The sequence below is a fragment of the Sphingobacterium thermophilum genome, from assembly GCF_039541675.1.
Taxonomy (GTDB): Bacteria; Bacteroidota; Bacteroidia; order Sphingobacteriales; family Sphingobacteriaceae; genus Sphingobacterium; species Sphingobacterium thermophilum.
The window spans coordinates 63,509-84,293 of the sequence record NZ_BAABGR010000002.1; the positions used below are offsets into that span (position 1 = coordinate 63,509).

Consider the following 20,785-nt stretch of genomic DNA (forward strand, 5'->3'; position numbering starts at 1 on the left):
TTATTAATTGTTGGTTTACAGTATTTTATTTTTTTAAAATATTTTTAGGTTTTTACTGTTTTTTTATCCCTACTTAGGTTATTCCGAAGGCCAATTACAGTTCGGATTGATTTAAGAATATTACTTTGCTAATCTACATTTTTTTCATGAATTCAAAGCCCGTTAATCTTCTTCATGAGGTTTAAACTCAAAACAATTTTAAGAGTTATTGGTAATATATAGATTGGAGGTATTCAGTGCTGAGAGGAGAGAGAAATTTTTACGAGAATATTGGCAAAACGTTTTTATAGGATAGTCTGTCTTCTTTCTCTAATTAAGAGTAAACCAGAATAAGAGTGCGGCTCACCTCTAACATTTTTTTCAGGATAGCAAAGAAAAGCTGCCGGCTTTGGTAGGGTGACAATATGGCATTTATGGCTGTTGTTTTTTTATCTGCAGGCTGAAAAAAATATTATATTTTTTGAGATAAAAAAGCGACTTTTGCAACAAACTAAAGTCTGTCGACCAATGTAGGGAACATTATATTTCGGAGGAGCAACATGGAAGAATTGGAAATTCACGTAGAGCATATCAAGCTACTTATTGAGGATAATAATCTTCAAGAATTAGCCAAGTACTTGAATGAGCTAAACATTTCTGAAGTCGAAGAATTGATCGACATGCTTCCCGAACATGGTGCACTTTTCATAGAGACTTTGGATTTGAATCGCGCGGTCAATGTTTTTAGAATTCTGGACTTCCCTACTCAGGAGCGTATCTTCAAGAAACTTTCAGCACCAAAGGTTCGGGAAATTCTAAATACCATGCCTCCGGACGACCGTACTTCTTTCTTCGGGGAGCTGAAGGGGGATGTTGTAAAACGTTTGATTACGTTGCTTACTCCCGAAGAGCGTAAGGAAGCTCTTTCTCTGCTTGGGTATCCGGAAGACAGTGTGGGACGTCTGATGACGCCTGACTATATCACCGTAAAAAAACATTGGACCATACATCGTGTGTTGGAACATATACGCCGTTACGGGGGTGCTTCTGAAACCATCGATGTGTTGTACGTCATCGACTCCGACGGACGGCTTATCGACGACATTCGAATCAAAGATATTTTGTTGGCACCGCCAGATTCTTTGGTAGGCGAGCTTATTGATAACCGTTTGATATCGCTTAATGCTAACGACCCGCAGGAAGATGCCATTACAGTGTTCCGGATGAATAATAGGGTGGCGCTTCCCGTAGTTGACGAGCAGGGAATCATGTTGGGTATTGTGACGATAGATGATATCCTTTGGGTGGCAAATGAAGAGTATACGGAGGACATGCAACGCTTCGGAGGTACGGAGGCTTTGGATGAGCCGTATCTTGATGTTTCTATCTGGCATCTGGTGAAGAAAAGAGCAGGTTGGCTGATTGTGTTGTTTTTGGGTCAGCTGCTTACCGCTTCGGTAATCGGTCATTTTGAGTCGCAACTGGCTAGTGCCATAGTCTTATTCGCTCTGATGCCGCTGATCATGTCCAGTGGAGGTAACAGCGGTTCGCAAGCCTCAACGCTGATTATCCAAGCTATGGCGTTAGGAGAAGTTACCATAGCAGACTGGTGGCGTGTCATGCGTAGAGAGATAATCACCGGTTTGATACTAGGAATAATATTGGGAGCTTTGGGCTTCGTACGTATTGCTACATGGCAGCTGTTTGCCGATACATATGGTGATTATTGGATTCCTATAGCTTTAGTGATAAGCTTCTCTTTGGTGGGTGTAGTGCTGTGGGGATCTCTTACCGGCTCGATGCTGCCTTTTGTTTTGCGTAAGCTAGGAGCCGACCCCGCAAGTTCGTCAGCGCCTTTCGTGTCTACGCTTGTGGACGTAACAGGACTTATCATTTACTTTACTATTGCTACGTTGATTTTAAAAGGAGTTTTATTGTAAAATATTCTTATTGGGAATGAGTAAGTTGTAAAATTCCTTAAAAAAATGCTTGCAGAACTCTTTAAAACTTCCGATAATTGCATCACCGAAAGGGAAACACTCCTGAATAGCTCAGCAGGTTAGAGCATCTGACTGTTAATCAGAGGGTCGCTGGTTCGAGCCCAGCTTCAGGAGCCAAAGTCTTGGACAGTAAGACGGGAAAAAGAAAATCTTTTGAAGAGTGATCTTCAAATTCCTGAATAGCTCAGCAGGTTAGAGCATCTGACTGTTAATCAGAGGGTCGCTGGTTCGAGCCCAGCTTCAGGAGCCATAAAGAAAAAGTTGCTTCACCACTGAAGCAACTTTTTTTTGTTTTATGAGCATGTGATTCTTGACGTCTTAAGGTGAGAGGGTCATCCACTTCAACCGAAGATACCTTTGTTCTGCAGTAGCATTTTCCTCTTGCCTAAAAACATCATAGCGTGCATTCTGAAGAATTCTTCCTTCCAGAACTAGGCTTTTTCCTTCTCGCAAAACTCGTAAGCTGTAAGGACTATGTATTTTAGCCTGCATAAGCTTGAAAAGAAAAGTATTTCCATCTAAGGGGCTATCATCAACCTCCACTTGAACTATAATATCGCCTACTTTAACTTTCACGGCTGATGTATCCGGAGAAAGTATTTTGGATACGACAAATCCTTGGGGATGATGTTCTACCGTAAAACCTAGAGAAGGAGTGTTTTGATCCTCTAATTGGACAGGTAGGTATTGTATGCCGACAGCTTTGAATTCTTCCACAAAGTCGAAAGGTGTATAGGACATAATGTGCTTGTGGATGAAGGATTGGATTTCGGGATAGGTTAACGTTATGAATTCCTCGAAAAAGCTATCATTATCAAAAGGCTGCTTACTGCCATATTTTTTGACCAAGTCGAGATAAACTTCTCGCAACCCTCGAGTTCCTTCCGACAAACGAAGGAGGCGGAGATCTAGTATAGTAGCTGTCAACGCTCCCAACTGGTAAATGTTGCCGTATTGTTTTTTTCCTTCTGCCGTATGCCAGCTGTTACTCAGCTTAAGTAAACTGTAAGGAGGGGTGAAAGTTCTGCTACGTCTTATCATGGCAGACAGCTCGAGGAGATAGTCGTCCAATGAGATGAAGGCATTACGTAACAACATAATGTGACTTGCCCATTCTGTTATTCCTTCATATAGCCACAGGTGGTTATCTTGATTTACCGGTATGGAATAATCGGTAGATACAAGTTTGTTGCTATGCAAATTCAGCGGCGCCAAGATGTGCATAAACTCGTGGGCAATCATTTTTTGCAGATAAGGAAATAGCTCTTTTTGGGCTGGTAAGGCGTATGTAGAGCTGTTGCCATGTTCCAAAGCTCCCCAGAAGTTTAGACATGGTATTTTACTGTGGTCTTCTTTGTCATGGAAATATACTAACAGGACATACCGGGACACGGGCGTATATCCTATAAATTGAATAGCACAGTTGATAATAGGGTGGCTCAGAGCTAAGACGGTGTCGGCATTTATGGAGTCGGAAGGGGAATAGACAAAAACTTCCACCTCCATGTCTCGGATGGTAGTTTTGGATGTAGTTAGTTCACCCATCAGGATAGGAGAGTCCAACAATTCTTTATAGGAAGTTGCCCAAAAGTTTCTATTGTCATTAGACGATAAGGTAGTGCCTAATTGCCATTGGGTTGGATAATCTATAATCTATTTCGATAAGTATAGGAAAATCTAATAGGCTTGAAAAATATCCAAATACAGCATGTGGATTAATTACAACATACTCCGGTCTGATTACGGTTCCTCCTTGAGGATGGACAAGCACGGTGGTATCGGGTAGATCAAAAGTGCCTTCTATGTCGTAGATGATTTTTGCTAAATGATTGTAGGAGGTGATATACCAATCATTGATTCCAGTGCGTTGGACGGATAGTTCGTTACCTTTGGTGTCAAAAGCTTTAAATGATGACACTAACCTGCCAAAATCAAGCTTTTGATGCATTCCGGGGACATAGGCCGGGAAATGGTAAACGCTGTCATGTTGTAAGAGGCTTGGCGGTATTGTCAGTGTTACGCGGAAGCTGGATTTCGTAGGGGAAATGGAAAGGTTGTAACGAAGATGGTCATTGGCAAGTAGTGACTGTAAACTTCCCATAAGGAGGAATATATACAAGAGAACGCAGCTGATATTGTACTTAAAAAAAGGAAATGGGAAGTTAGATTTATGATGTTGTCTGTTTCTCATCTGCTGTTAATGTTAGAGCCTGATGCATGACAGGAAAGTTTACAGAATTGGCTATAAAGCATAGTTCGTTGGCTTTATGATGCAAGCGCTCTGCTTCGCTAACCATAGAGGTGTTTGTCACGGTAACAATAGGATTAAGGGTTACTTTTATAAATCTTCCACCTCCATGCTTTTCTTCTTCCATAATTCCTAAGGCTTGATCTTCGTAGGCTATGACTACGACACCTGCTTGTGCGCACAGGTGTAAATACCATAACATATGGCAGGTAGACAACGCTGAGACGAGCAACTCTTCAGGGTTATGCTTGCTTTTGTCTCCACGAAATGCAGGGTCGGAAGATCCGTAAATATCATTTTTGTCCGGTATGGAGATGATGTGATCACGGCTGTAGACCTGATAGCTACGGGTACCTTGTCCTTGATTTCCTGTCCATTTAATCCAGACATTGTATTGATGTTTCATAGAATGACGATGAGATTTATTGAGTTCTGTGAATAATATAACCGTTTGTGACTATTTCAAAACCTATTTTGGAATAATAGTCCATTGCTGCAGGTGCGGAAAGAAGAACAAGTGCAGTCTGGGAGCCTATCTTCTCTTTTGTGAGGTCGATAAGACGTCTGCCTATCCCTTGATGTTGAAATTCTTTTCGTACGGCCAGGTCAGACAGGTAGCAGCAGTAGCAAAAGTCTGTCAATGACCGGGCGACACCGATTAAGGTATCGCCGTGCCATGCCGAAACAATAAGGTTGGCATGTTCGTACATCTTTTGGATGCGCGCTTTGTCATTTACAGGTCTTCTTATACCCGAACTGATATAAACATCAATGATTTCTTCAATGTTCGGTTTTTTATCGGTTTTATAAATTATTTCCATGGTTATTATGGATTTAGTTTCTTGGAAATTCTGAAGGGTCATGATAAGAATACACCGTAGTTTCTGGATGTTGGAGTATAAAATGACGTATTTTGGTTAGAGCATCCTGTCTTAACCTATTGTCGTCAGCTCTTAGTTCCGCTAGTTTATGGACAGGATGTTCGTTGTCCGTAAGTTCCGATCTCAGATAATAGGCGTCACCTACGTAAAATATTTTCTCTGCTCCCAGATCTAAGGCTATACCACAATGTCCTCTGGTATGTCCAAACAGAGGAATTAGGTAGATATCTAATGTTGAAGCTAGGGAAAGTTTTCGGGCTTCCATGTCACACCAAGTATCGTCACTGCTGGCATAAGTCTTGATGATGGAGTCATGATGAAGTTGGTGTTCAAGATATCGTGGATTGCCTGAACGAAAATTATCGTATTCTTCTTGGCTCATGTGGAGGGTAGCGTGCGGAAAATCGACGAGGGCCCCGATGTGGTCGGGATCGAGATGCGATAGCACGCAATCCGTAACTTTTTCGGGATCAAGTCCGAGACGTTGAATCTGATGTATGGCAGTCCACTCTCTATTAAATCTAAACCCTACCATGTCGATGAGGTGTTGCCCTAGGCGGTTGTTGGGGTTTTCAGTGTCCTGTAGGCCTATGCCAGCATCTATTAAGATAAGCTTGTTTTCTGTTTCTATGAGAAGACAATGGCCGATGGCTCTTCCATAGCCAAGTGATAGTATTTCAACGCAGTTCAGATGATGTACTTTAACCATAGCATTTATTTGTGGATAAAGCAAAAGTACTTTTCCTCCTTTAGGAAAAATTGAACGATAGCGACATTCTTAATTAATCTGTTAGAATCCGTAGTGGGATGACAGTATGTTCGGGAGTGCGATAAAACAACTGTTGTTTGGCTAGTACTTTCATAAATTCTTTAGGAGTGTAACCTGAGAAAAATTTGAATTCCCTATTGAAATAAGCTTGGTCAGTGTATCCGAGAGCGTAACTTATGTCTCCAATTTTTTTGAATTTTTTGTTCTGTAGCCAGTGTATGGACTGTTGGAATTTTGTGATACGGATATAAGTTTCAGGGCACACGCCAATACGTTCTTTGAATTTCCTTTGGAACTGCCTTTGTGAGATATGGAAATACTGGGGTAAGGCAGCGGGGCTGAGCTGCGGGGCGCTTTGTGTTATCAGAAGTATACTTTCTTCCACAAAAGTTGAGAAAGGAAAGGATGCTGATTGTTTGGCTAAGGTTACGCAGAGCAGTTGGATAACCTCATAGATATTCGGACAGTTTATCAGCTGATCTATAATCTCTTTACTGAGAAGGTGTTCCAGTTCGACGAGAGCGTCTGTCAAGATGGCGGCATCAATTCCGAAAATATTTTTTAAGGCGGAAGGATAGAACTCGAATCCGCAAACAATAGCGTCTTTAATCATCTGATTTACACATGGGACGGTGCTTTGTCCGTAGATAAACGCTAAGGGTAACAGATTCCCCCCTGCTCCTTTTACTGCTGAATGACCTTCAGCGTGCTGAAATATAAGACCCGGTGAACCGTTGGCCAGAATCCGGATGGATTGATAGTGGTCGTTCGGCATTTTGAAGTCTGTAAACCAGATATTTCTGACTAAGCCGGCAAGATAAGGCGGGGGAGCAATATTTTTTACAGCCATATGCGATTCAATTATGTAGGTAATCAGCTTCGGAATGAATTAAAAATATGTTGCTTCAGAGGAATCTTTTTAAAAATAAAGTTTAATTTCTGTCTATACAACTCTATTTCAGTTATTTATGTGTTAGTCGGGCCAAGGAGTCGATATATTCCATCTCTTCAGCATTTTTATAAGATTTAAATTATTCCATCGATAAACCATATGTCTATGAAGTATCTTCTTCTATTTGTCTTTATTCTTAGAAAAGCAGTATTATCCCTTCTTGGTAGCTGTTAAGAAACAATAGAAATAAGTAAGTGCTCTTATTGGCTTTATAAATTATAAGCATGGAGGGTATTTCGCTGAAGCAATGCAGCACAAAAAGCATTAAAAGTATTAATCGGTACCAGCGAGGATAATTATCCATAGCGATTTTTATCTATAGTATTTGGCCAGATAAGCTTCATTCTGTTGTTCGTTTCATATTTAGTGTTATGGAACTTCTTCCAGCTGGAAGGGTGCTCCTATACCTGTAGTAATAAACTTTTCAAAGCTGTAAAGAAAGCTGTGCCATCCCGAAACGCAGAGGCCGTAACATTCCATCTCGCGGTGTAATCCTTCATGTGTCAGCTCTACCAATGCTATCCCTTCTACTTCAGCGATTTTCCAAACAATATAGGTATCAATCCATTCTTGTTTGTCGGAAAGATCGGGAAAGTCCAGATAAGCATCTATTACGTGCCATACAATCTTTTGCTCTGTTCGTTCTATTACTTCTATATTCTTGTAAATGTTGGAGCCGAATCGGACGGTAAACTTTTGTCCTGGATATTGGGCATTCCCTTCGAATTGTTCACTCCACCAAAGGTTAATGTGTTGGGTTAGGCTTTCAAAAATTTTCCTTTTTGGGGAATGAAAAATTAGGGTGGTTTGAAAGCTTTTGGGTGTGTTGTTCATTCTTAGCGGATATTTACTGATTATGTCTCAAAATTAAATTGCTAATAATAAACAAAATAGGACTGTAACGACATTTGGTAGAAAAGAGATCTCAATAAACTAAGGCTTCTGTAAAGAAGCCTTAGTTTGTGTCTATGGGGTTATCTGTCATTGTTAGTGATGGTTCCATCGGGATTTAGCGTTGCGGTTTTTTTCTTTGAGCCGTTGATGATATTAAAGTGATATTCGTTGACATTGGTACGTTTGCCGATGATTTTCTGAAGGTTTACCTGGATGACCTTTTCTTCAGTAGGGATGAAATCTTCATCTTTACCTTGGTATAGCATGATAAGCTGTATGCCCATAGGATAAGATTCTTGGATGCGACCATCCCAGATGAATTTAAAGGAGCCCACACTATCACTTCCTTTTATGCTGACCTGAAGAATTTCGTTCTTTCTTTCGATTTTAAGGATTTCAAAGCTGTTTTTAGAATTTCTGTCATCCAATGAGCTATTGAAGAGTTTGTTTCCCATGATAAGATTTTCTTCCAGCTGGAAAGGAGAGTCATTAGCGTTGTCGTCTTTGTCTTTGCTGCAGCTTCCAAGGAGGAGAGGGCCTAGCGCAATCCAAAAGATAGATAAAGAAAGGATAAGTTGCTTTTTCATGTTTGTTGATATTAGTTTGATATTCAGTTTTTAATAGAAACACTTTTTCTGGTCTTCGCGCTACAAGACTGAAGTAAGAAGTTAAAAAATTACTTTGAACTTGAGTCCTGATTGCAAGAGGTCGATGTTCGTTTTTTTAAGGTTACCCATAGGAATTTTTACAAAAGGTTCTATCGACAAGTCTATATGTTGGGTAAGGTGTTGTTTTCTTCCCAAGGAAAAATTCAGATATCTTAAATTACTTTTGCCTTCAAAATCCTTTTCTGATGCCTGCTGCACAAACTCACTTTTCTTGATTTCGAATACTGTTATAGCAGCTCCTGTTGCCGGATCTGTCGTAACGCTTTCTTGGAGTTTTTCTGTTTGCATATGATACAGCTTTTCTTCCTTCAGTACCGTGAGGTTGGATATTCCGACAGAGGCATACCATCCATGGTAGGGCTCGTATTCTACGGACAATGGAAGGTCTACTGCCTTGAGAGAAGATTCTCCTCCCACTATTTTTGTATCATAAGACAACTGAACCGGATCGGAGTGGTGTGGGGCGGTGAGGCTGGAGTACATTAGGCCTGCCGAAAGTCTTATCTTTTCCGACACTTTGAATTGTGTGAGAATGCCGGCCACAGTGTTAGGATTGTGCAGACGAAAGGAGTTGGTCAGCTCTAGACCCAACTGCCATTTGTCTGAAGAAGCAGATGGCATATGAATTCTATCGGATGCCACTTTTTCTGTTCTTTTGGCCTTTTCAAATACTAGGATTCTTCCCTTATTAAGGGCGAGCGACGTTAATTCTAATGTGATTTTAGCCTTCTTCTTCGGAGGAATGTCGGATAGCTGCGGTCGTATAGGTCTATATGCCGGTTTTTTCATACTGCTGTCCGATATGGAGGCAGTTGTCAGACTCGGTAATATAGAGTGAACCTCCTGTTTTTTCTCATTTGAGATGTCTGTTTTCTCCGTAGGGAGCATTGGGGTAGCGCTTGTGGTCGGCTTATGCGCTGTATTGGAAGGTGGTGTTGAGGAATTTCGTTCCTTGTTGTTCCATAGTAGCAGCACAGCAGATATTCCGATGGCCAGCAGGGCGGCAGCGGGAATACTCCTCCACAGCCATATCCGAATTTTACGATTTTTATTTTCCTCGTTTAATCTATCGCCATATGTTTCAAGAAAGTTTTCCCAGTTACCTTCTTCGTATGGCAGTTCGAAGTTCAAAAGACCTTCTTTTATTTCTTCAATCAATTTTTTTTCGTCGCTATCCATATTTATACCATTAATGTCTGGTACAACATTTTCAGTTTTTCTTTGGCGCGGACCAAGTACACGCGGCTGGAACTAGCGGATATTCCTATCATTTCCGCTATTTCGTCATGGTTGAACCCTTCAATTTCATATAGGGTAAATACCCTTCGGTAATTGGGGTTGAGGTGATTGATAAGATCCCATATATTTTGAATATGAAGGTTGTCCGTCGACATCACCGCAAACTGTCCGTCATGCTCTTCTGTCAGGGGTTCCTGAAGAGAAAGTTTCTTCGTCTTGCGTAGTTCGTTAAGAGCTGTTCGTGCTGTAATCTTTGCCATCCATCCTTTGAATATTTTGTTAAAATTCTGCAGGTCCTCACATTCGAAGGAGTTGAGGTTGGTGAAAATTTTCATGAAGCTATCGTTGACGACCATGCTAGCCGTTTCTCTGTCGGAAACATACCTTAAAGCAACTCCCATGAGATATCCCCAGTAGTGCTTGTAGATGCGTTCTCTCATTTTGTCTCCGATATTTTGCCAACCTTTCGACAGAACCTCGGCTAGGTCGTTGTCAGTGCTCAATTGTTCCGACGATTTAGCTTTCAATCTCAGTGTTGCGAATTGGTTTACTGATAAAAACACCACTGGGACGCAAAACGCTACAAGAGAAAGCGTATTGGAAGAATAATTTTTTATCGTATGAGTTTTGTAGCGTTATCGTGAAAAGATGTGTTTGGGTTAGCGAATTGAATTGTTAACGCAAAAATTAAATTACTATGAAAGTCAGATTTTTTAGAGATTCTAAACTGCTAGTTCTTGTTTCGCTGGTCGCTATGGCGAAAGTTACAGTAAGTTGTAAAGATGATGACAAAGGCGTACCACGTCCGGAGTACGGCAAGGTCGCTTTTCTGAATGGCTCCTTTGCGAGTGATTCCTTGAATTTTTTGGTGGATTCAAAGAAAGTCAACACCTCTTTAATCGCTTATGGAGACAGTATTCATTATCTTGATGTTTCGGTAGGGGATCGGGCCTTTGAAATTAAGGCGCAGAATGATACATCCTTGGTTAAAAAGATATTTAAAATTGAACGTGATAAGAATTATACCTTGCTAGTGAGCAATTCAAAAGATGGAAAGACTGTTGAGCTGGTGCAGGTTACGGATGATCTGGGACTACCAAGTGCTGATAAGGCTAAAGTCAGATTTGTCCATCTATCGCCAGATCTTGGTAAGTTGGACTTCGCCAATGGTGATTCTACTGTGATTGCAGATGTAGATTATTTGTCGGCTAGTGCTTTTAAAGAGCTGGAAGCCCAAAAGACGAATTTCCATATTTTGGATAAAGAAACTAAAGATACTTTGCTTAGTGTAAACGATGTAGACCTTTCTAAAGGTAAGATCTATACCATCTGGCTATCAGGCTTGAAAAACGACGCTGATGAGGGCCAGAAACTTAAAGTCCATACTTTTGTTAACAAATAATTGTTCAGGTTAGGCGGAAGCTTTTCTTTTTGAAAGCTCCGCCTTTTTGTTTTTACGTATATGCAAAGGATATTATGGTTATGGGGTGTTTTATCTTTTTGGCTGCTGAGCAGCCATTCACTTTGGGCTCAATCCAAATGGGAGGAGTGCGAGTGTAAAGCACTTGAGACTACTGTGGTTTATTGTTTAGATACCCATTTGATAACACCTCAACATAAAGAAACTATTGAGTCTATCAATAGAGAATATCTGACATCAGTCATTGAGGTGGAAAAATCGGATAGATCGCGTTGGTGGAAGATGAAAAAGCTTTGTTCTCTTAATAAGGAAAGAGAAAGGGAACTTCGTAAGCTGCTCGGAGGTAAAACCTATGGCGAGTATAGAGATATAGAGAAAGAGGTGAGGCTGACACAAAAAGATGAAAATAAGAGTGTTGATTTTCTGAAAAATAATTTATTTATAGGAAATAATTAATATATTCGTATTATGCAAAAAGCAGATTAGCATACTTAAGAAAATAAAGGTGTTTTTCAGGTAGTCACAACTAACTGCCTTGGTATTTTATTTTATTATTTTAAAGTATGCTAAACTATGGAAAATTTCTTCGAAAGTCCTTTTAAAGGCAAGATTATCAAAGATCACATAACTAATAAGAATATTACCGCAGGGAAGTATTCCTATTATTCCGGATATTATCATGGTCATTCATTTGACGATTGTGCCCGCTATCTCTTTCCTGACATAGATGATGTGGACAAGCTTATTATCGGTTCTTATTGTTCTATAGGAACTGGAGCCTGTTTTATCATGGCAGGCAACCAGGGGCATCGTTATGACTGGATTTCGAGTTTTCCTTTTTACTATATGAAGGAAGAGGTAGAATGTTTTCGGGAAGCTGCAGATGCCTTTCGTGGTGCCGGAGATACGGTGGTAGGTAATGACGTGTGGATTGGAGCTGAAGCGATGATTATGCCGGGCATCACCATAGGTGATGGTGCGGTCATAGGAAGTCGTGCTTTGGTTACCAAAGATGTGGAACCCTATACCATAGTGGGAGGTAATCCTGCCAAGCCGCTTAAAAAGCGGTTTTCGGAAGAGCACATCGCACTGCTCTTAGAGATGAAGTGGTGGCATTGGGATGAGTGTATACTTCAGGGTGCAATTCCTATTATCTGTTCGGACAATGTAGAATTGCTGTATGACTATTATAACCGTCATGTGAAAGACTTATAGGTCATAATAGCTTTAGATTAATAGGATACACAAGCCTTCACATCAAGTGAAGGCTTGTGCTTTATTTTTCCAGATATTTCATGGTGCTGTCAAACAGGAATACCTTACCCATAAAATGCTCTTCAATATGTTGCTGCAAAGAGCTGAGATATTGTTTTTGGAAGTTGGCAATATCGTTGGCATATTCAAAGTTCAGCTGTACGCAGTAGGTTTGCCCTTGGTGAGGAGAGTCCAGCATTTTCAATAATTTAGAGCCGGCAGGAAGGTTTTCTATCCATTCGTTCTGCAACCATTGCATGAAAGGTTCATGCTGCTCATTTTCGATGATTAAGGAAATGTTATACAAATACATAGGGCAAAGTTAGGAAATGAAAAGCGTACTCCTGTAAAATAAAGGTTGCAATCACGTATAATTCTCAGAAAATTGCTTTATTTGATTTAAAGAAAAGAGAAGAATAATGCGTGCAAGGTTGGTTTTAGTTTTAGGTTTGGTGATATCACTATGGATGGTGGCTTGCAGTCGTGGTGAGGATGACCGAATTATACCTATTGAAGATTTTTTTGATAAGCCTGATCATTCTCATTTCAAGATATCTCCAGATGGAAAGAAAATTTCTTATCTGGGGCTGGAGGACCATTGTCGTAATATTTTTATTCTGGATCTAGAAAATCCGGACTCTTCTAAGCAGCTCACCTATCAGAAGAGCTTTAATGTCCAGTATTATTTCTGGGCGAATGCAGACACCATCGTATTTTCGAATGCCGAATCGTATCAGGACAGCTTGCGTTTATTTACGGTGGATGTGCATACCGAGTCTATTAATCCATTGATGAAGACTTCCAAGCATAGTATCGAATGGCTTTCGCCAACTCGTGCTTTTGGAGGTTATCTTTTAGCCAAGATGAATTATAGGGATTCTTCTAGAATGGATCTATTCCGTATTCCATTGCGGGGGGGAGAACCTGTTTTGGTGGATTTAAATGAGAACAATTTCTCCCGTTGGTTTACGTCTCCAGATGGCAAGGTACGTATGGCTGTTTCCAGTGATAGTGTGGAGGCTAAGGTATGGTATCGTGAAGAAGAGAATAAACCCTATAGCATAGTGCTGGAAACGGACTTCACGACGATGCTTTATCCGTTAGGACCTGTTAGAAATTCTACCGACCAGATTTATGCTCTTTCCAACAGAAACAGGGACAAGCTGGCTGTGGTGCGTTTAGATCTGCGGGATGGCAAAGAAAGTATCTTAGCGCAAAACAAGAATGTGGATATGAATGCCGAAGGATACTCTTTCTCCCGTCAAGAGTTGCTCTTTTCGTCTGTTTATGATAGACGTAAGGAGATCTTCATCCATAATTCCGAGCTTAAGAGAATCTACGATCAGCTGGTGTCGCAATTCGAAGGTTCTACTGTAGACATTTTGGATGTGGATAGCTCCTTCCATACAATATTGTTCAAAACCTATTCGGATATTCATCCGGGAGGTATCTACTATTATTATAAGGGAAAAGTTAAGGAGCTCACTCCGCTGAATCCATCCTTGCATGATAAGAAACTCAGTCCTATGGAAGAGGTTACCTTCGATTCAAGGGATGGCAAGAAGATTCAGGGATATATCACTTATCCGAAAAAGAAAAAAGATAAATATCCGGTGGTCGTGCTGGTACACGATGGCCCTAACCGTAGAGATGTATGGGGGTTCAATGCCGAAGTACAGTTCCTAGCCAATAGAGGGTATGCTGTCTTCCAAATGAATTACAGAGGTTCCACAGGGTTGGGCAAGGAGTTTTATGTGGCGGGCTTTAAACAATGGGGAGGAGAGATCCAGAATGATATTAACGATGGAGTAGCTTGGCTTATTCATTCCGGTATAGCAGATAAGGAACGTATAGCTATTATGGGTACAGGCTTCGGTGGCTATTCGGCTCTATATGCCGCCTGCTATAATCCTACCTTGTATAAATGTGCTATCTCTACGTCAGGATATATCAATCTATTTGCGTATTTCAAACAATTTCCGCCATATTATAGTTCTAATAAACAGTTATATTACAGGATTATCGGTAATCCGGAAAAAGAATATGAGTTATTCAAAGCAATATCACCTTTGTTTCATGCCGACAAGATACGGATGCCGCTGTTGATGTTCCAAGGAGGAAAAGATATTTATAATAATGTGGCAGATGTCAATCAGTTTGTTCAGAAGCTTAAAAACAATGAGGTTAAGGTGCAATATGTGCTGAAAGAGAATGAAGGAAGAAGGTTCCGCAAGATGGAAAATATCATTGAGTCTTATCAGCTTATTGAACAATTCTTGAAAGAAAACCTGAAATAATGTCAAAACAAAAACCGAAATATAGAAAGAATCTGGGCCTATTGCTAGCCTTCTTTGTCTTCGTGACCTTGCTTTTCATTATTTCGGTAGGCTTTGCCCATGTTGTTTTGACTAATTTCGTAGAGACGGAGTTCAACAACCGCAAGACAGAAATATTTGATAATTCGTTGCGAGATTTTAACGAATTCTTTCAGGAACGTATCCCGGAAGTAGCCTTTTACCAAGGATATATGGACTCTGTGCAGGCACAGGGATTTGCGGATAACGTGCTACGTAAGTATCCTTTTGTACAGAAAGTGGAATTTTCGGATGTTATCCTCTCTAACATTGATTCCCTGAAAAAGCACATGCGCATCGGGCAATTTGGAGCCTACTCCAAAAATACTTTTGAATTCTATCTAGACAACGAATACCGGCTCATAAAAAGACGTAAGGCTAATGAAGGTAATCTTTCGAGTAATGAGGAGCTCAATACCGTGTTTCTGAAGCTATGCACATTTTTGGGAAGAAATAATCTGGATACCTCCGCCATCAAGAATACCGACCTTTTCAAGTTGTTCTATAATATTCAGCCGGGAAAGATTTCTTATCTTAATATCCCGCGTGTGAGTGATGTGATTTCCTTTCATAGCATGATCTTGGATGCTAATTTTAAGCAGACCTTTTTCGAACATGATTTTTTTGTATTTCATATACAGCCTACGCGGATACGTATAAAGAACCTGTATCCTGACTATTACGAAAATATCAGTATCCAGCCACTTGTGAATGTGGATCTGAGTGATAACGAGGGAGGGATGAAGACAGAGGTAGCACTCCCTGGTGCACTCTCGGATTATAAGCTTTCGTTTGAATCTTCCAATGCACATATAGAAAGGATACTGAATAGGTTCTTCTTTCCGGTATTGGTGTTTTTGCTGATTATCTATTTTATCCTGTTGACTATCGGCTACCTGATCTATCGGAATGTTTCGATAAACAATAAGCTGTATCAATTACAGTATGACTTTATCAACAATCTAACCCATGAGTTTAAGACTCCAGTAAGTGTGATTAAGATCGCAGGAAACAATATTAAAAGTTCGACGACGCTTACCGAGGCGGAGAAAAATATGTATGGTCGCATATTGGATCAGGAAGCGGATAAACTTAACAGCTTGATGAATAAGTTGCTTTCATACGCACAAATCGAAAATAAGTCTATTAAGTTTAACGGAGAATTTATTAATTTACGTGAGTTTTCACAGCATATCTGCGAAGCGTACAGGGTCAAGTATCCCGACTTTGAGATTGTGGAGAATATCAAAGTTAAAGATGAGCTCTATGCGGATCCGGTATTGCTAACCAGTGTATTTCAGAATCTCATAGACAACGCCTATAAATATTCGAGTGTTGACAACAAGTTTTTGGAAATTAAAATTGAACAAACTAAAAAGAATTTTGTTATTTTATTTAGGGATAAAGGGATTGGAATAGACAAGAAAGAATACCATAATATCTTTAAGAAATTCTATCGCGTAAAAAATCAATTTAATCAACAGGGAAGTATAGGACTGGGGTTAGCCTTTTGTAAGGAGATTACCGAGTTTATGGGAGGAGAGATTAAGGTAGAAAGTGAAGTGAACCGTGGAACAACTTTTATTTTAAGTTTTCCATTAGATACAAAGAAGTAATAGAATATGGATAGAGATATAACAATTGCGGTTATTGAAGATGATGAGAATCTTCGCTTTCTGGTAAGTCATCGCTTGCAGACAGAGCAGTATAAGGTGGTGCAGACCGGAAACGGGATAGAAGCAGAAGAGTTGATTTTATCCACCCAACCGGATATTGTTTTGTTAGATTGGATGTTGCCGGGCAAGGAGGGCATAGAAGTATGCCAGTCCGTACGTGCCAAGGGCTTTGAAAATATCATCATCATGATGACGGCAAAATCACAGGATGTAGACAAAATTGATGCCTACAGTCATGGTATCACCGACTATATTACTAAGCCGTTCAACATGGATGTGCTAGTAGCCATGATCGACAACAAGGTGCGTTTCTTTGTGCCGAAGAATACAAATAAAGATGTATATAGCTTTGGGGATACAGAACACCATCCTCAGATTCACGCTTTGATAAGAAACGGCAAAAAAATAGAGCTTACAATTTTGGAAAACCGCATATTGTTGCACTTTCTGCAGAATAAAGGACGGGATATCACAAGAGAGGAGCTCATGGAAGTGGTTTGGGGCTACAGCTCAAATGTGAATACACGTACTTTGGACATGCACGTGGTGCGTCTGCGAAAGAAAATAGAGACAAATCCCGATAAGCCGTACTATCTGCAGACGGTAAGAGGGTTAGGATATAAGTTTATCGAAGAATAAGAAGTCTTCGAATTATTTTGAAAATTAAGTTTTTTAATTTATCTTCGTAAATAACGATGAACAAGACCATTTTCTCTGCCGAGCGAATGGTCTTGTTTATTTTTTTGTTTGGAAAAAAGTGTTAATAAATTAAGTTAAATAAAAAAATTATGGCAGAAGTAACGTATTACACAGCGGAAGGCTTAGCGAAGCTGAAGGAAGAGTTGCAGTATTTGAAAACGGAGGGAAGAGCAAAGATCGCCAATGCTATAGCGGAAGCGCGTGATAAAGGCGACTTGTCGGAAAATGCAGAGTACGATGCTGCAAAGGAAGCCCAAGGTCTTCATGAGGCTAAGATTGCTAAATTGGAAGAGATTTTAGCAAATGCCCGTCTTATTGACGAATCCAAGTTGGATTTGACTAAAGTGTTGGCCCTATCTAAAGTGCGTATCCGCAACAAAAAGAATGGTGCAGAAATGACCTATCAGCTTGTTTCGGAAACAGAAGCGGACCTAAAGGCCGGCAAGATTTCTGTGAAATCACCTATTGCTCAAGGTCTTCTTGGCAAGTCTGTAGGTGATGTAGCAGTAGTAAAGGTTCCTGCCGGAGAGTTAGAGTTCGAAATTTTAGAGATTTCAAGATAACATCCTTATAAGTGGTTATGAGCGGTCCTGCCATAACCGCTTATAATCCTTGAAAGTTATTAACAACATATAGAGCCCTTAAGATTTTAAGGGCTTTTTTTGTGGAAGACACTATATTGACGAATTGTCAGATTTATACAAAAGCCCCTAAGGGTGTGACATTGTCATTTATTTATTTGTTATATTTGCGAATACAGATTTGATAAAAATTTATGTCTACAATATTTTCTAAAATAGTTTCGGGTGAAATTCCAGCTTATAAAGTTGCTGAAAGTAATGACTATTTAGCTTTTTTGGATATATCTCCACTTACCCGAGGACATGTGTTAGTGATACCAAAGAAAGAAACCGATTATATCTTCGACATAGATGATGAGGAATATGTAGGCCTATGGGTCTTTGCCAAGATTGTGGCCGAAGGTATTAAGAAAGTGTTCCCTTGCAAGAAGATTGGTATTGCTGTGGTAGGCTTGGAAGTGGCTCATGCTCATATTCACCTGATTCCGTTAAATCAAGTTAGCGACATGAATTTTGAGCGGCCAAAACTTTCGTTGCCGGCAGAGGAGCTCAACAAGATTGCGGAGGATATTCGTCAAGCTATATCTGAGATTACAAGCGCCGGTTAAGACAGAAAAGTTGTCGGATATCTAACACATTATGCAAGATTTTTTAATTTCTTTCCAGCAGTTATTGGATCCCGAGTATCTGCTTAGCCACGGCGGGTTCTATATAGTTTGCTTGATCGTATTTGCCGAGACAGGATTGTTTTTTGGGTTTTTCCTTCCCGGGGACTACCTATTGTTTTTAGCGGGGTTGTTTTGTGCGTTGAACAAGATCGACGTTAGTATAGCGACCATGTTTTTCGGCATCCTCACGGCCGGTATTGCGGGCAACTTTGCCGGATATTGGTTTGGCTACCGAACAGGCCCCATGCTGTTCAAAAGGAAAGACTCTCTGATTTTTAAGCAGAAATATATTGTCATGGCTGAAGAATTCTACCAAAAATATGGTGGTTCGGCCTTGGTTATTGGACGCTTTGTTCCAATTATTCGTACATTTGCACCCATATTTGCCGGCGTGGTGAAATTGGACTTCAAAAAGTTCGTCATTTACAATGTGCTGGGGGCGACGATTTGGGTTAGTGTGTTGACCCTGTCGGGGTATTTTCTGGGTGAGATGTTCCCTCAGATTATACACTATGTAGAATATATTATCATCGGTATGATTGTGATAGCCTTCATGCCGCTGGCAATAGCTATTTTAAAACGTTGGTTGAAGAACAGAAAGAGCGAGAATAATAAATAAAATTAAACAGTAATATATTAATGAGTACACTACATCCTTGGCATCAAGTTTCTCCTGGTGAGGATCTGCCAAATACAGTAAATGCTATAATCGAGATTCCTAAAGGTTCAAAAGCGAAATACGAAATCGACAAAGAAAGTGGTTTAATCAAGTTGGACCGCGTATTGTTTTCATCGGTAATGTATCCTGCCAACTATGGCTTTATCCCGCAAACATATTGTGATGATAAAGACCCATTGGATATCTTAGTTATCAGTTCGGTAGATGTATATCCGATGAGTTTGATTGAAGCCAAAGTTATCGGTGTGATGCACATGATCGACGGTGGAGAGCAAGACGACAAAATTATTGCAGTAGCTAAGAATGATGTATCTGTAAACTACATCAATGACTTATCGGAGCTGCCTCCACATACGATGAAAGAAATCGTACGTTTCTTTGAAGATTACAAAGCGTTGGAAGGTAAGAAAGTAGAGGTTCAAAATCTTTACGGACGTACGTATGCTCAAAACATTATTAAAGAGAGCATCGAACTTTACAACAAAGAAATTAGAAACAATTAAGACAAATGGCTCTAGATATTTTTTGGACTATTTTATTAGTTTTTGCTAATGGTTTTTTTGTTGCAGCGGAGTTTGCTATAGTTAAAGTACGTGCTTCGCAGATCGAGTTGCAGGCAAAATCTGGTAGCAGTGTTGCTAAAGTTGCAAAGAATATTACAGAGCATTTGGACAAATACCTAGCTGCCACACAGCTAGGTATTACTATTGCTTCTCTAGGTCTGGGTTGGATCGGAGAGGAAGTTATGACAGAGATTGTTCAGCATCTCTTCTCTTTTCTGCATATAGATTTATCACAGGGTGTAGGTAAAGGGCTTGGTGTAGCCTTGGCTTTCGGAGCCATCACCTTACTGCATGTGGTGTTGGGCGAGTTAGCCCCTAAATCTATTGCCATCCAAAAGCCGGTAGCTACCACCATGAAGGTAGCTGTTCCTTTAAGACTTTTCTACTGGCTTTTATTACCTTTTATATATGTTTTCAATGGTCTTGCCAATATGCTGTTGAAGCTTATCGGCATAGAACCTCATCCTAGTGAGGCTAACCACTCGTCGGAAGAGCTGCAATACCTACTAGACAAAGGTAAAGAGTCTGGCGTCCTCAATATCTCGGAACACGAGCTCATCAAGAATGTTTTCGACTTTAACGAACGAATCGTGAAGAATATCATGGTTCCACGGACAAAGATTGTAGCAGTGGAGCTTACAGCTACGATGGATGAATTTATCAAGACCGTTACGGAAGAGGGATATTCCCGTATTCCGATATATGACGACAATATCGACAAGATTGTCGGGGTGGTCCATACAAAAGATATTCTTCCTATTCTCGTTAGTGGTAAAGACGTAGAGCTTAAAACGATTATGCGTAAGCCTTACTTCATTCCCGAAACGAAAAAAATCAATGATCTGATGGCTGAATTTCAGCAGAAACGCATACAGATAGCTTTTGTGTTGGATGAGTTTGGCGGAACTTCAGGTATGGTTACTTTGGAAGATATCGTGGAAGAGCTGGTAGGGGATATTCAAGATGAATATGACGAGGAGACACCTTTGGTAGAGCAGATTTCAGAGACGGAATTTATGTTGGACGCAGGTGCTAACGTACACGATGTGAACGAATTCCTTCCGGTAGAGCTTCCGGAAAGTTCGGACTACGATACTATCGCAGGCCTTGTCAGTCATTTGTTCGAAAAGATTCCTGACGTAGGGGAATCTACAGAAGGATTCGGTTACCGATTCACCATTATCAAGAAGACTCAGCAAAATATCGAGTACGTTAAGTTAGATGTCTTAGAACAAGCTGAGGACGAGGAAGAGGAATAATC

Annotated in this window: 23 protein-coding genes and 2 tRNA genes; 14 read left to right on the forward strand and 11 right to left on the reverse strand. The window is 40.3% G+C overall.

Going from position 1 to position 20,785, the window contains the following annotated elements:
* Window positions 1-539 precede the first annotated feature (539 nt).
* From mgtE to ABD873_RS00400, 3 genes are all read left to right on the forward strand, one after another.
* Window positions 540-1,919 carry a magnesium transporter gene (gene mgtE, locus ABD873_RS00390; protein WP_345063093.1) on the forward strand — a complete coding sequence of 460 codons (1,380 nt, stop codon included), beginning with the start codon at window positions 540-542 and terminating at the stop codon, window positions 1,917-1,919.
* A gap of 100 nt (window positions 1,920-2,019) precedes the next feature.
* A tRNA-Asn gene (locus ABD873_RS00395) sits at window positions 2,020-2,096 on the forward strand.
* A gap of 56 nt (window positions 2,097-2,152) precedes the next feature.
* Window positions 2,153-2,229: transfer RNA gene (locus ABD873_RS00400), tRNA-Asn, on the forward strand.
* Window positions 2,230-2,297: 68 nt separating this feature from the next.
* On the opposite strand, the gene ABD873_RS00405 is transcribed toward ABD873_RS00400, so the two are convergent.
* The 10 genes from ABD873_RS00405 to ABD873_RS00450 all read right to left on the reverse strand — a co-directional run bounded on the left by ABD873_RS00405 (window position 2,298) and on the right by ABD873_RS00450 (window position 10,193).
* Window positions 2,298-3,524 carry a M61 family metallopeptidase gene (locus tag ABD873_RS00405; protein WP_345063096.1) on the reverse strand — a complete coding sequence of 409 codons (1,227 nt, stop codon included), beginning with the start codon at window positions 3,522-3,524 and terminating at the stop codon, window positions 2,298-2,300.
* 58 nt (window positions 3,525-3,582) lie between these two features.
* Window positions 3,583-4,080 (reverse strand): M61 family metallopeptidase, encoded by a 498-nt coding sequence (locus tag ABD873_RS00410; RefSeq protein ID WP_345063099.1) that lies wholly within the window; start codon window positions 4,078-4,080, stop codon window positions 3,583-3,585.
* A 67-nt stretch (window positions 4,081-4,147) separates the two neighbouring features.
* Window positions 4,148-4,633, reverse strand: coding sequence for an OsmC family protein (locus ABD873_RS00415; protein WP_345063102.1), 486 nt, complete (start codon window positions 4,631-4,633; stop codon window positions 4,148-4,150).
* Window positions 4,634-4,649: 16 nt separating this feature from the next.
* Complete coding sequence (locus ABD873_RS00420) at window positions 4,650-5,048, reverse strand: GNAT family N-acetyltransferase (RefSeq protein WP_345063105.1); 399 nt, start codon at window positions 5,046-5,048, stop codon at window positions 4,650-4,652.
* 13 nt (window positions 5,049-5,061) lie between these two features.
* Window positions 5,062-5,817, reverse strand: coding sequence for an MBL fold metallo-hydrolase (locus ABD873_RS00425; protein ID WP_039053949.1), 756 nt, complete (start codon window positions 5,815-5,817; stop codon window positions 5,062-5,064).
* 73 nt (window positions 5,818-5,890) lie between these two features.
* Window positions 5,891-6,727, reverse strand: coding sequence for a helix-turn-helix domain-containing protein (locus ABD873_RS00430; RefSeq protein WP_345063114.1), 837 nt, complete (start codon window positions 6,725-6,727; stop codon window positions 5,891-5,893).
* Window positions 6,728-7,198: 471 nt separating this feature from the next.
* On the reverse strand, window positions 7,199-7,663 hold the full coding sequence (locus tag ABD873_RS00435; RefSeq protein ID WP_345063117.1) for a hypothetical protein: 465 nt from the start codon (window positions 7,661-7,663) through the stop codon (window positions 7,199-7,201).
* Between the two features lie 140 nt (window positions 7,664-7,803).
* The gene (locus ABD873_RS00440; RefSeq protein WP_039053946.1) at window positions 7,804-8,310 is read right to left on the reverse strand and encodes a hypothetical protein; all 507 of its coding nucleotides are present in this window, start codon (window positions 8,308-8,310) and stop codon (window positions 7,804-7,806) included.
* Between the two features lie 81 nt (window positions 8,311-8,391).
* Complete coding sequence (locus ABD873_RS00445) at window positions 8,392-9,570, reverse strand: hypothetical protein (protein WP_345063122.1); 1,179 nt, start codon at window positions 9,568-9,570, stop codon at window positions 8,392-8,394.
* A gap of 2 nt (window positions 9,571-9,572) precedes the next feature.
* On the reverse strand, window positions 9,573-10,193 hold the full coding sequence (locus ABD873_RS00450) for an RNA polymerase sigma factor (RefSeq protein ID WP_345063125.1): 621 nt from the start codon (window positions 10,191-10,193) through the stop codon (window positions 9,573-9,575).
* Window positions 10,194-10,327: 134 nt separating this feature from the next.
* On the opposite strand from ABD873_RS00450, the gene ABD873_RS00455 reads away from it, so the two are divergent.
* The 3 genes from ABD873_RS00455 (at window position 10,328) to catB (ending at window position 12,265) form a co-directional block, all read left to right on the forward strand.
* A complete protein-coding gene (locus ABD873_RS00455) occupies window positions 10,328-11,032 on the forward strand; it encodes a DUF4397 domain-containing protein (RefSeq protein WP_345063127.1) in 705 nt (234 codons plus the stop codon).
* A gap of 60 nt (window positions 11,033-11,092) precedes the next feature.
* Window positions 11,093-11,506, forward strand: a complete 414-nt coding sequence (locus tag ABD873_RS00460; RefSeq protein ID WP_345063129.1) for a hypothetical protein — start codon at window positions 11,093-11,095, stop codon at window positions 11,504-11,506.
* A gap of 117 nt (window positions 11,507-11,623) precedes the next feature.
* Window positions 11,624-12,265 carry a type B chloramphenicol O-acetyltransferase gene (gene catB, locus ABD873_RS00465; RefSeq protein WP_039053941.1) on the forward strand — a complete coding sequence of 214 codons (642 nt, stop codon included), beginning with the start codon at window positions 11,624-11,626 and terminating at the stop codon, window positions 12,263-12,265.
* A 61-nt stretch (window positions 12,266-12,326) separates the two neighbouring features.
* Here catB and ABD873_RS00470 read toward each other — a convergent pair whose 3' ends face one another.
* Window positions 12,327-12,617, reverse strand: a complete 291-nt coding sequence (locus ABD873_RS00470) for a DUF4286 family protein (protein ID WP_345063133.1) — start codon at window positions 12,615-12,617, stop codon at window positions 12,327-12,329.
* Window positions 12,618-12,723: 106 nt separating this feature from the next.
* Here ABD873_RS00470 and ABD873_RS00475 point away from each other — a divergent pair, with 106 nt between their 5' ends.
* The 8 genes from ABD873_RS00475 (at window position 12,724) to ABD873_RS00510 (ending at window position 20,783) form a co-directional block, all read left to right on the forward strand.
* On the forward strand, window positions 12,724-14,601 hold the full coding sequence (locus ABD873_RS00475) for a S9 family peptidase (protein ID WP_039053939.1): 1,878 nt from the start codon (window positions 12,724-12,726) through the stop codon (window positions 14,599-14,601).
* On the forward strand, window positions 14,601-16,274 hold the full coding sequence (locus ABD873_RS00480; RefSeq protein ID WP_345063136.1) for a sensor histidine kinase: 1,674 nt from the start codon (window positions 14,601-14,603) through the stop codon (window positions 16,272-16,274). The genes ABD873_RS00475 and ABD873_RS00480 overlap by 1 nt, the downstream gene beginning before the upstream one ends.
* Before the next feature lie 6 nt (window positions 16,275-16,280).
* Window positions 16,281-16,973: a response regulator transcription factor gene (locus tag ABD873_RS00485; RefSeq protein ID WP_345063138.1), complete on the forward strand. Its 693-nt coding sequence runs from the start codon at window positions 16,281-16,283 to the stop codon at window positions 16,971-16,973.
* A 149-nt stretch (window positions 16,974-17,122) separates the two neighbouring features.
* A complete protein-coding gene (gene greA, locus ABD873_RS00490) occupies window positions 17,123-17,596 on the forward strand; it encodes a transcription elongation factor GreA (protein ID WP_345063140.1) in 474 nt (157 codons plus the stop codon).
* Window positions 17,597-17,808: 212 nt separating this feature from the next.
* Window positions 17,809-18,222 (forward strand): HIT family protein, encoded by a 414-nt coding sequence (locus ABD873_RS00495; RefSeq protein ID WP_345063142.1) that lies wholly within the window; start codon window positions 17,809-17,811, stop codon window positions 18,220-18,222.
* 31 nt (window positions 18,223-18,253) lie between these two features.
* Entirely contained in the window at window positions 18,254-18,901 is a 648-nt protein-coding gene (locus ABD873_RS00500; RefSeq protein WP_039052723.1) for a DedA family protein, read from the forward strand.
* Between the two features lie 20 nt (window positions 18,902-18,921).
* Window positions 18,922-19,464, forward strand: coding sequence for an inorganic diphosphatase (locus ABD873_RS00505; RefSeq protein ID WP_345063146.1), 543 nt, complete (start codon window positions 18,922-18,924; stop codon window positions 19,462-19,464).
* Between the two features lie 5 nt (window positions 19,465-19,469).
* Window positions 19,470-20,783, forward strand: a complete 1,314-nt coding sequence (locus tag ABD873_RS00510; RefSeq protein ID WP_345063148.1) for a hemolysin family protein — start codon at window positions 19,470-19,472, stop codon at window positions 20,781-20,783.
* The last annotated feature ends 2 nt before the right edge of the window (window positions 20,784-20,785 follow it).

Coding starts and splice junctions, on each gene's coding strand:
- mgtE (WP_345063093.1), top strand. CDS start 540: ATGGAAGAATTGGAAATTCACGTAGAGCATATCAAGCTACTTATTGAG.
- ABD873_RS00405 (WP_345063096.1), bottom strand. CDS start 3,524: ATGGGTGAACTAACTACATCCAAAACTACCATCCGAGACATGGAGGTG.
- ABD873_RS00410 (WP_345063099.1), bottom strand. CDS start 4,080: ATGGGAAGTTTACAGTCACTACTTGCCAATGACCATCTTCGTTACAAC.
- ABD873_RS00415 (WP_345063102.1), bottom strand. CDS start 4,633: ATGAAACATCAATACAATGTCTGGATTAAATGGACAGGAAATCAAGGA.
- ABD873_RS00420 (WP_345063105.1), bottom strand. CDS start 5,048: ATGGAAATAATTTATAAAACCGATAAAAAACCGAACATTGAAGAAATC.
- ABD873_RS00425 (WP_039053949.1), bottom strand. CDS start 5,817: ATGGTTAAAGTACATCATCTGAACTGCGTTGAAATACTATCACTTGGC.
- ABD873_RS00430 (WP_345063114.1), bottom strand. CDS start 6,727: ATGGCTGTAAAAAATATTGCTCCCCCGCCTTATCTTGCCGGCTTAGTC.
- ABD873_RS00435 (WP_345063117.1), bottom strand. CDS start 7,663: ATGAACAACACACCCAAAAGCTTTCAAACCACCCTAATTTTTCATTCC.
- ABD873_RS00440 (WP_039053946.1), bottom strand. CDS start 8,310: ATGAAAAAGCAACTTATCCTTTCTTTATCTATCTTTTGGATTGCGCTA.
- ABD873_RS00445 (WP_345063122.1), bottom strand. CDS start 9,570: ATGGATAGCGACGAAAAAAAATTGATTGAAGAAATAAAAGAAGGTCTT.
- ABD873_RS00455 (WP_345063127.1), top strand. CDS start 10,328: ATGAAAGTCAGATTTTTTAGAGATTCTAAACTGCTAGTTCTTGTTTCG.
- ABD873_RS00460 (WP_345063129.1), top strand. CDS start 11,093: ATGCAAAGGATATTATGGTTATGGGGTGTTTTATCTTTTTGGCTGCTG.
- catB (WP_039053941.1), top strand. CDS start 11,624: ATGGAAAATTTCTTCGAAAGTCCTTTTAAAGGCAAGATTATCAAAGAT.
- ABD873_RS00470 (WP_345063133.1), bottom strand. CDS start 12,617: ATGTATTTGTATAACATTTCCTTAATCATCGAAAATGAGCAGCATGAA.
- ABD873_RS00475 (WP_039053939.1), top strand. CDS start 12,724: ATGCGTGCAAGGTTGGTTTTAGTTTTAGGTTTGGTGATATCACTATGG.
- ABD873_RS00480 (WP_345063136.1), top strand. CDS start 14,601: ATGTCAAAACAAAAACCGAAATATAGAAAGAATCTGGGCCTATTGCTA.
- ABD873_RS00485 (WP_345063138.1), top strand. CDS start 16,281: ATGGATAGAGATATAACAATTGCGGTTATTGAAGATGATGAGAATCTT.
- greA (WP_345063140.1), top strand. CDS start 17,123: ATGGCAGAAGTAACGTATTACACAGCGGAAGGCTTAGCGAAGCTGAAG.
- ABD873_RS00495 (WP_345063142.1), top strand. CDS start 17,809: ATGTCTACAATATTTTCTAAAATAGTTTCGGGTGAAATTCCAGCTTAT.
- ABD873_RS00500 (WP_039052723.1), top strand. CDS start 18,254: ATGCAAGATTTTTTAATTTCTTTCCAGCAGTTATTGGATCCCGAGTAT.
- ABD873_RS00505 (WP_345063146.1), top strand. CDS start 18,922: ATGAGTACACTACATCCTTGGCATCAAGTTTCTCCTGGTGAGGATCTG.
- ABD873_RS00510 (WP_345063148.1), top strand. CDS start 19,470: ATGGCTCTAGATATTTTTTGGACTATTTTATTAGTTTTTGCTAATGGT.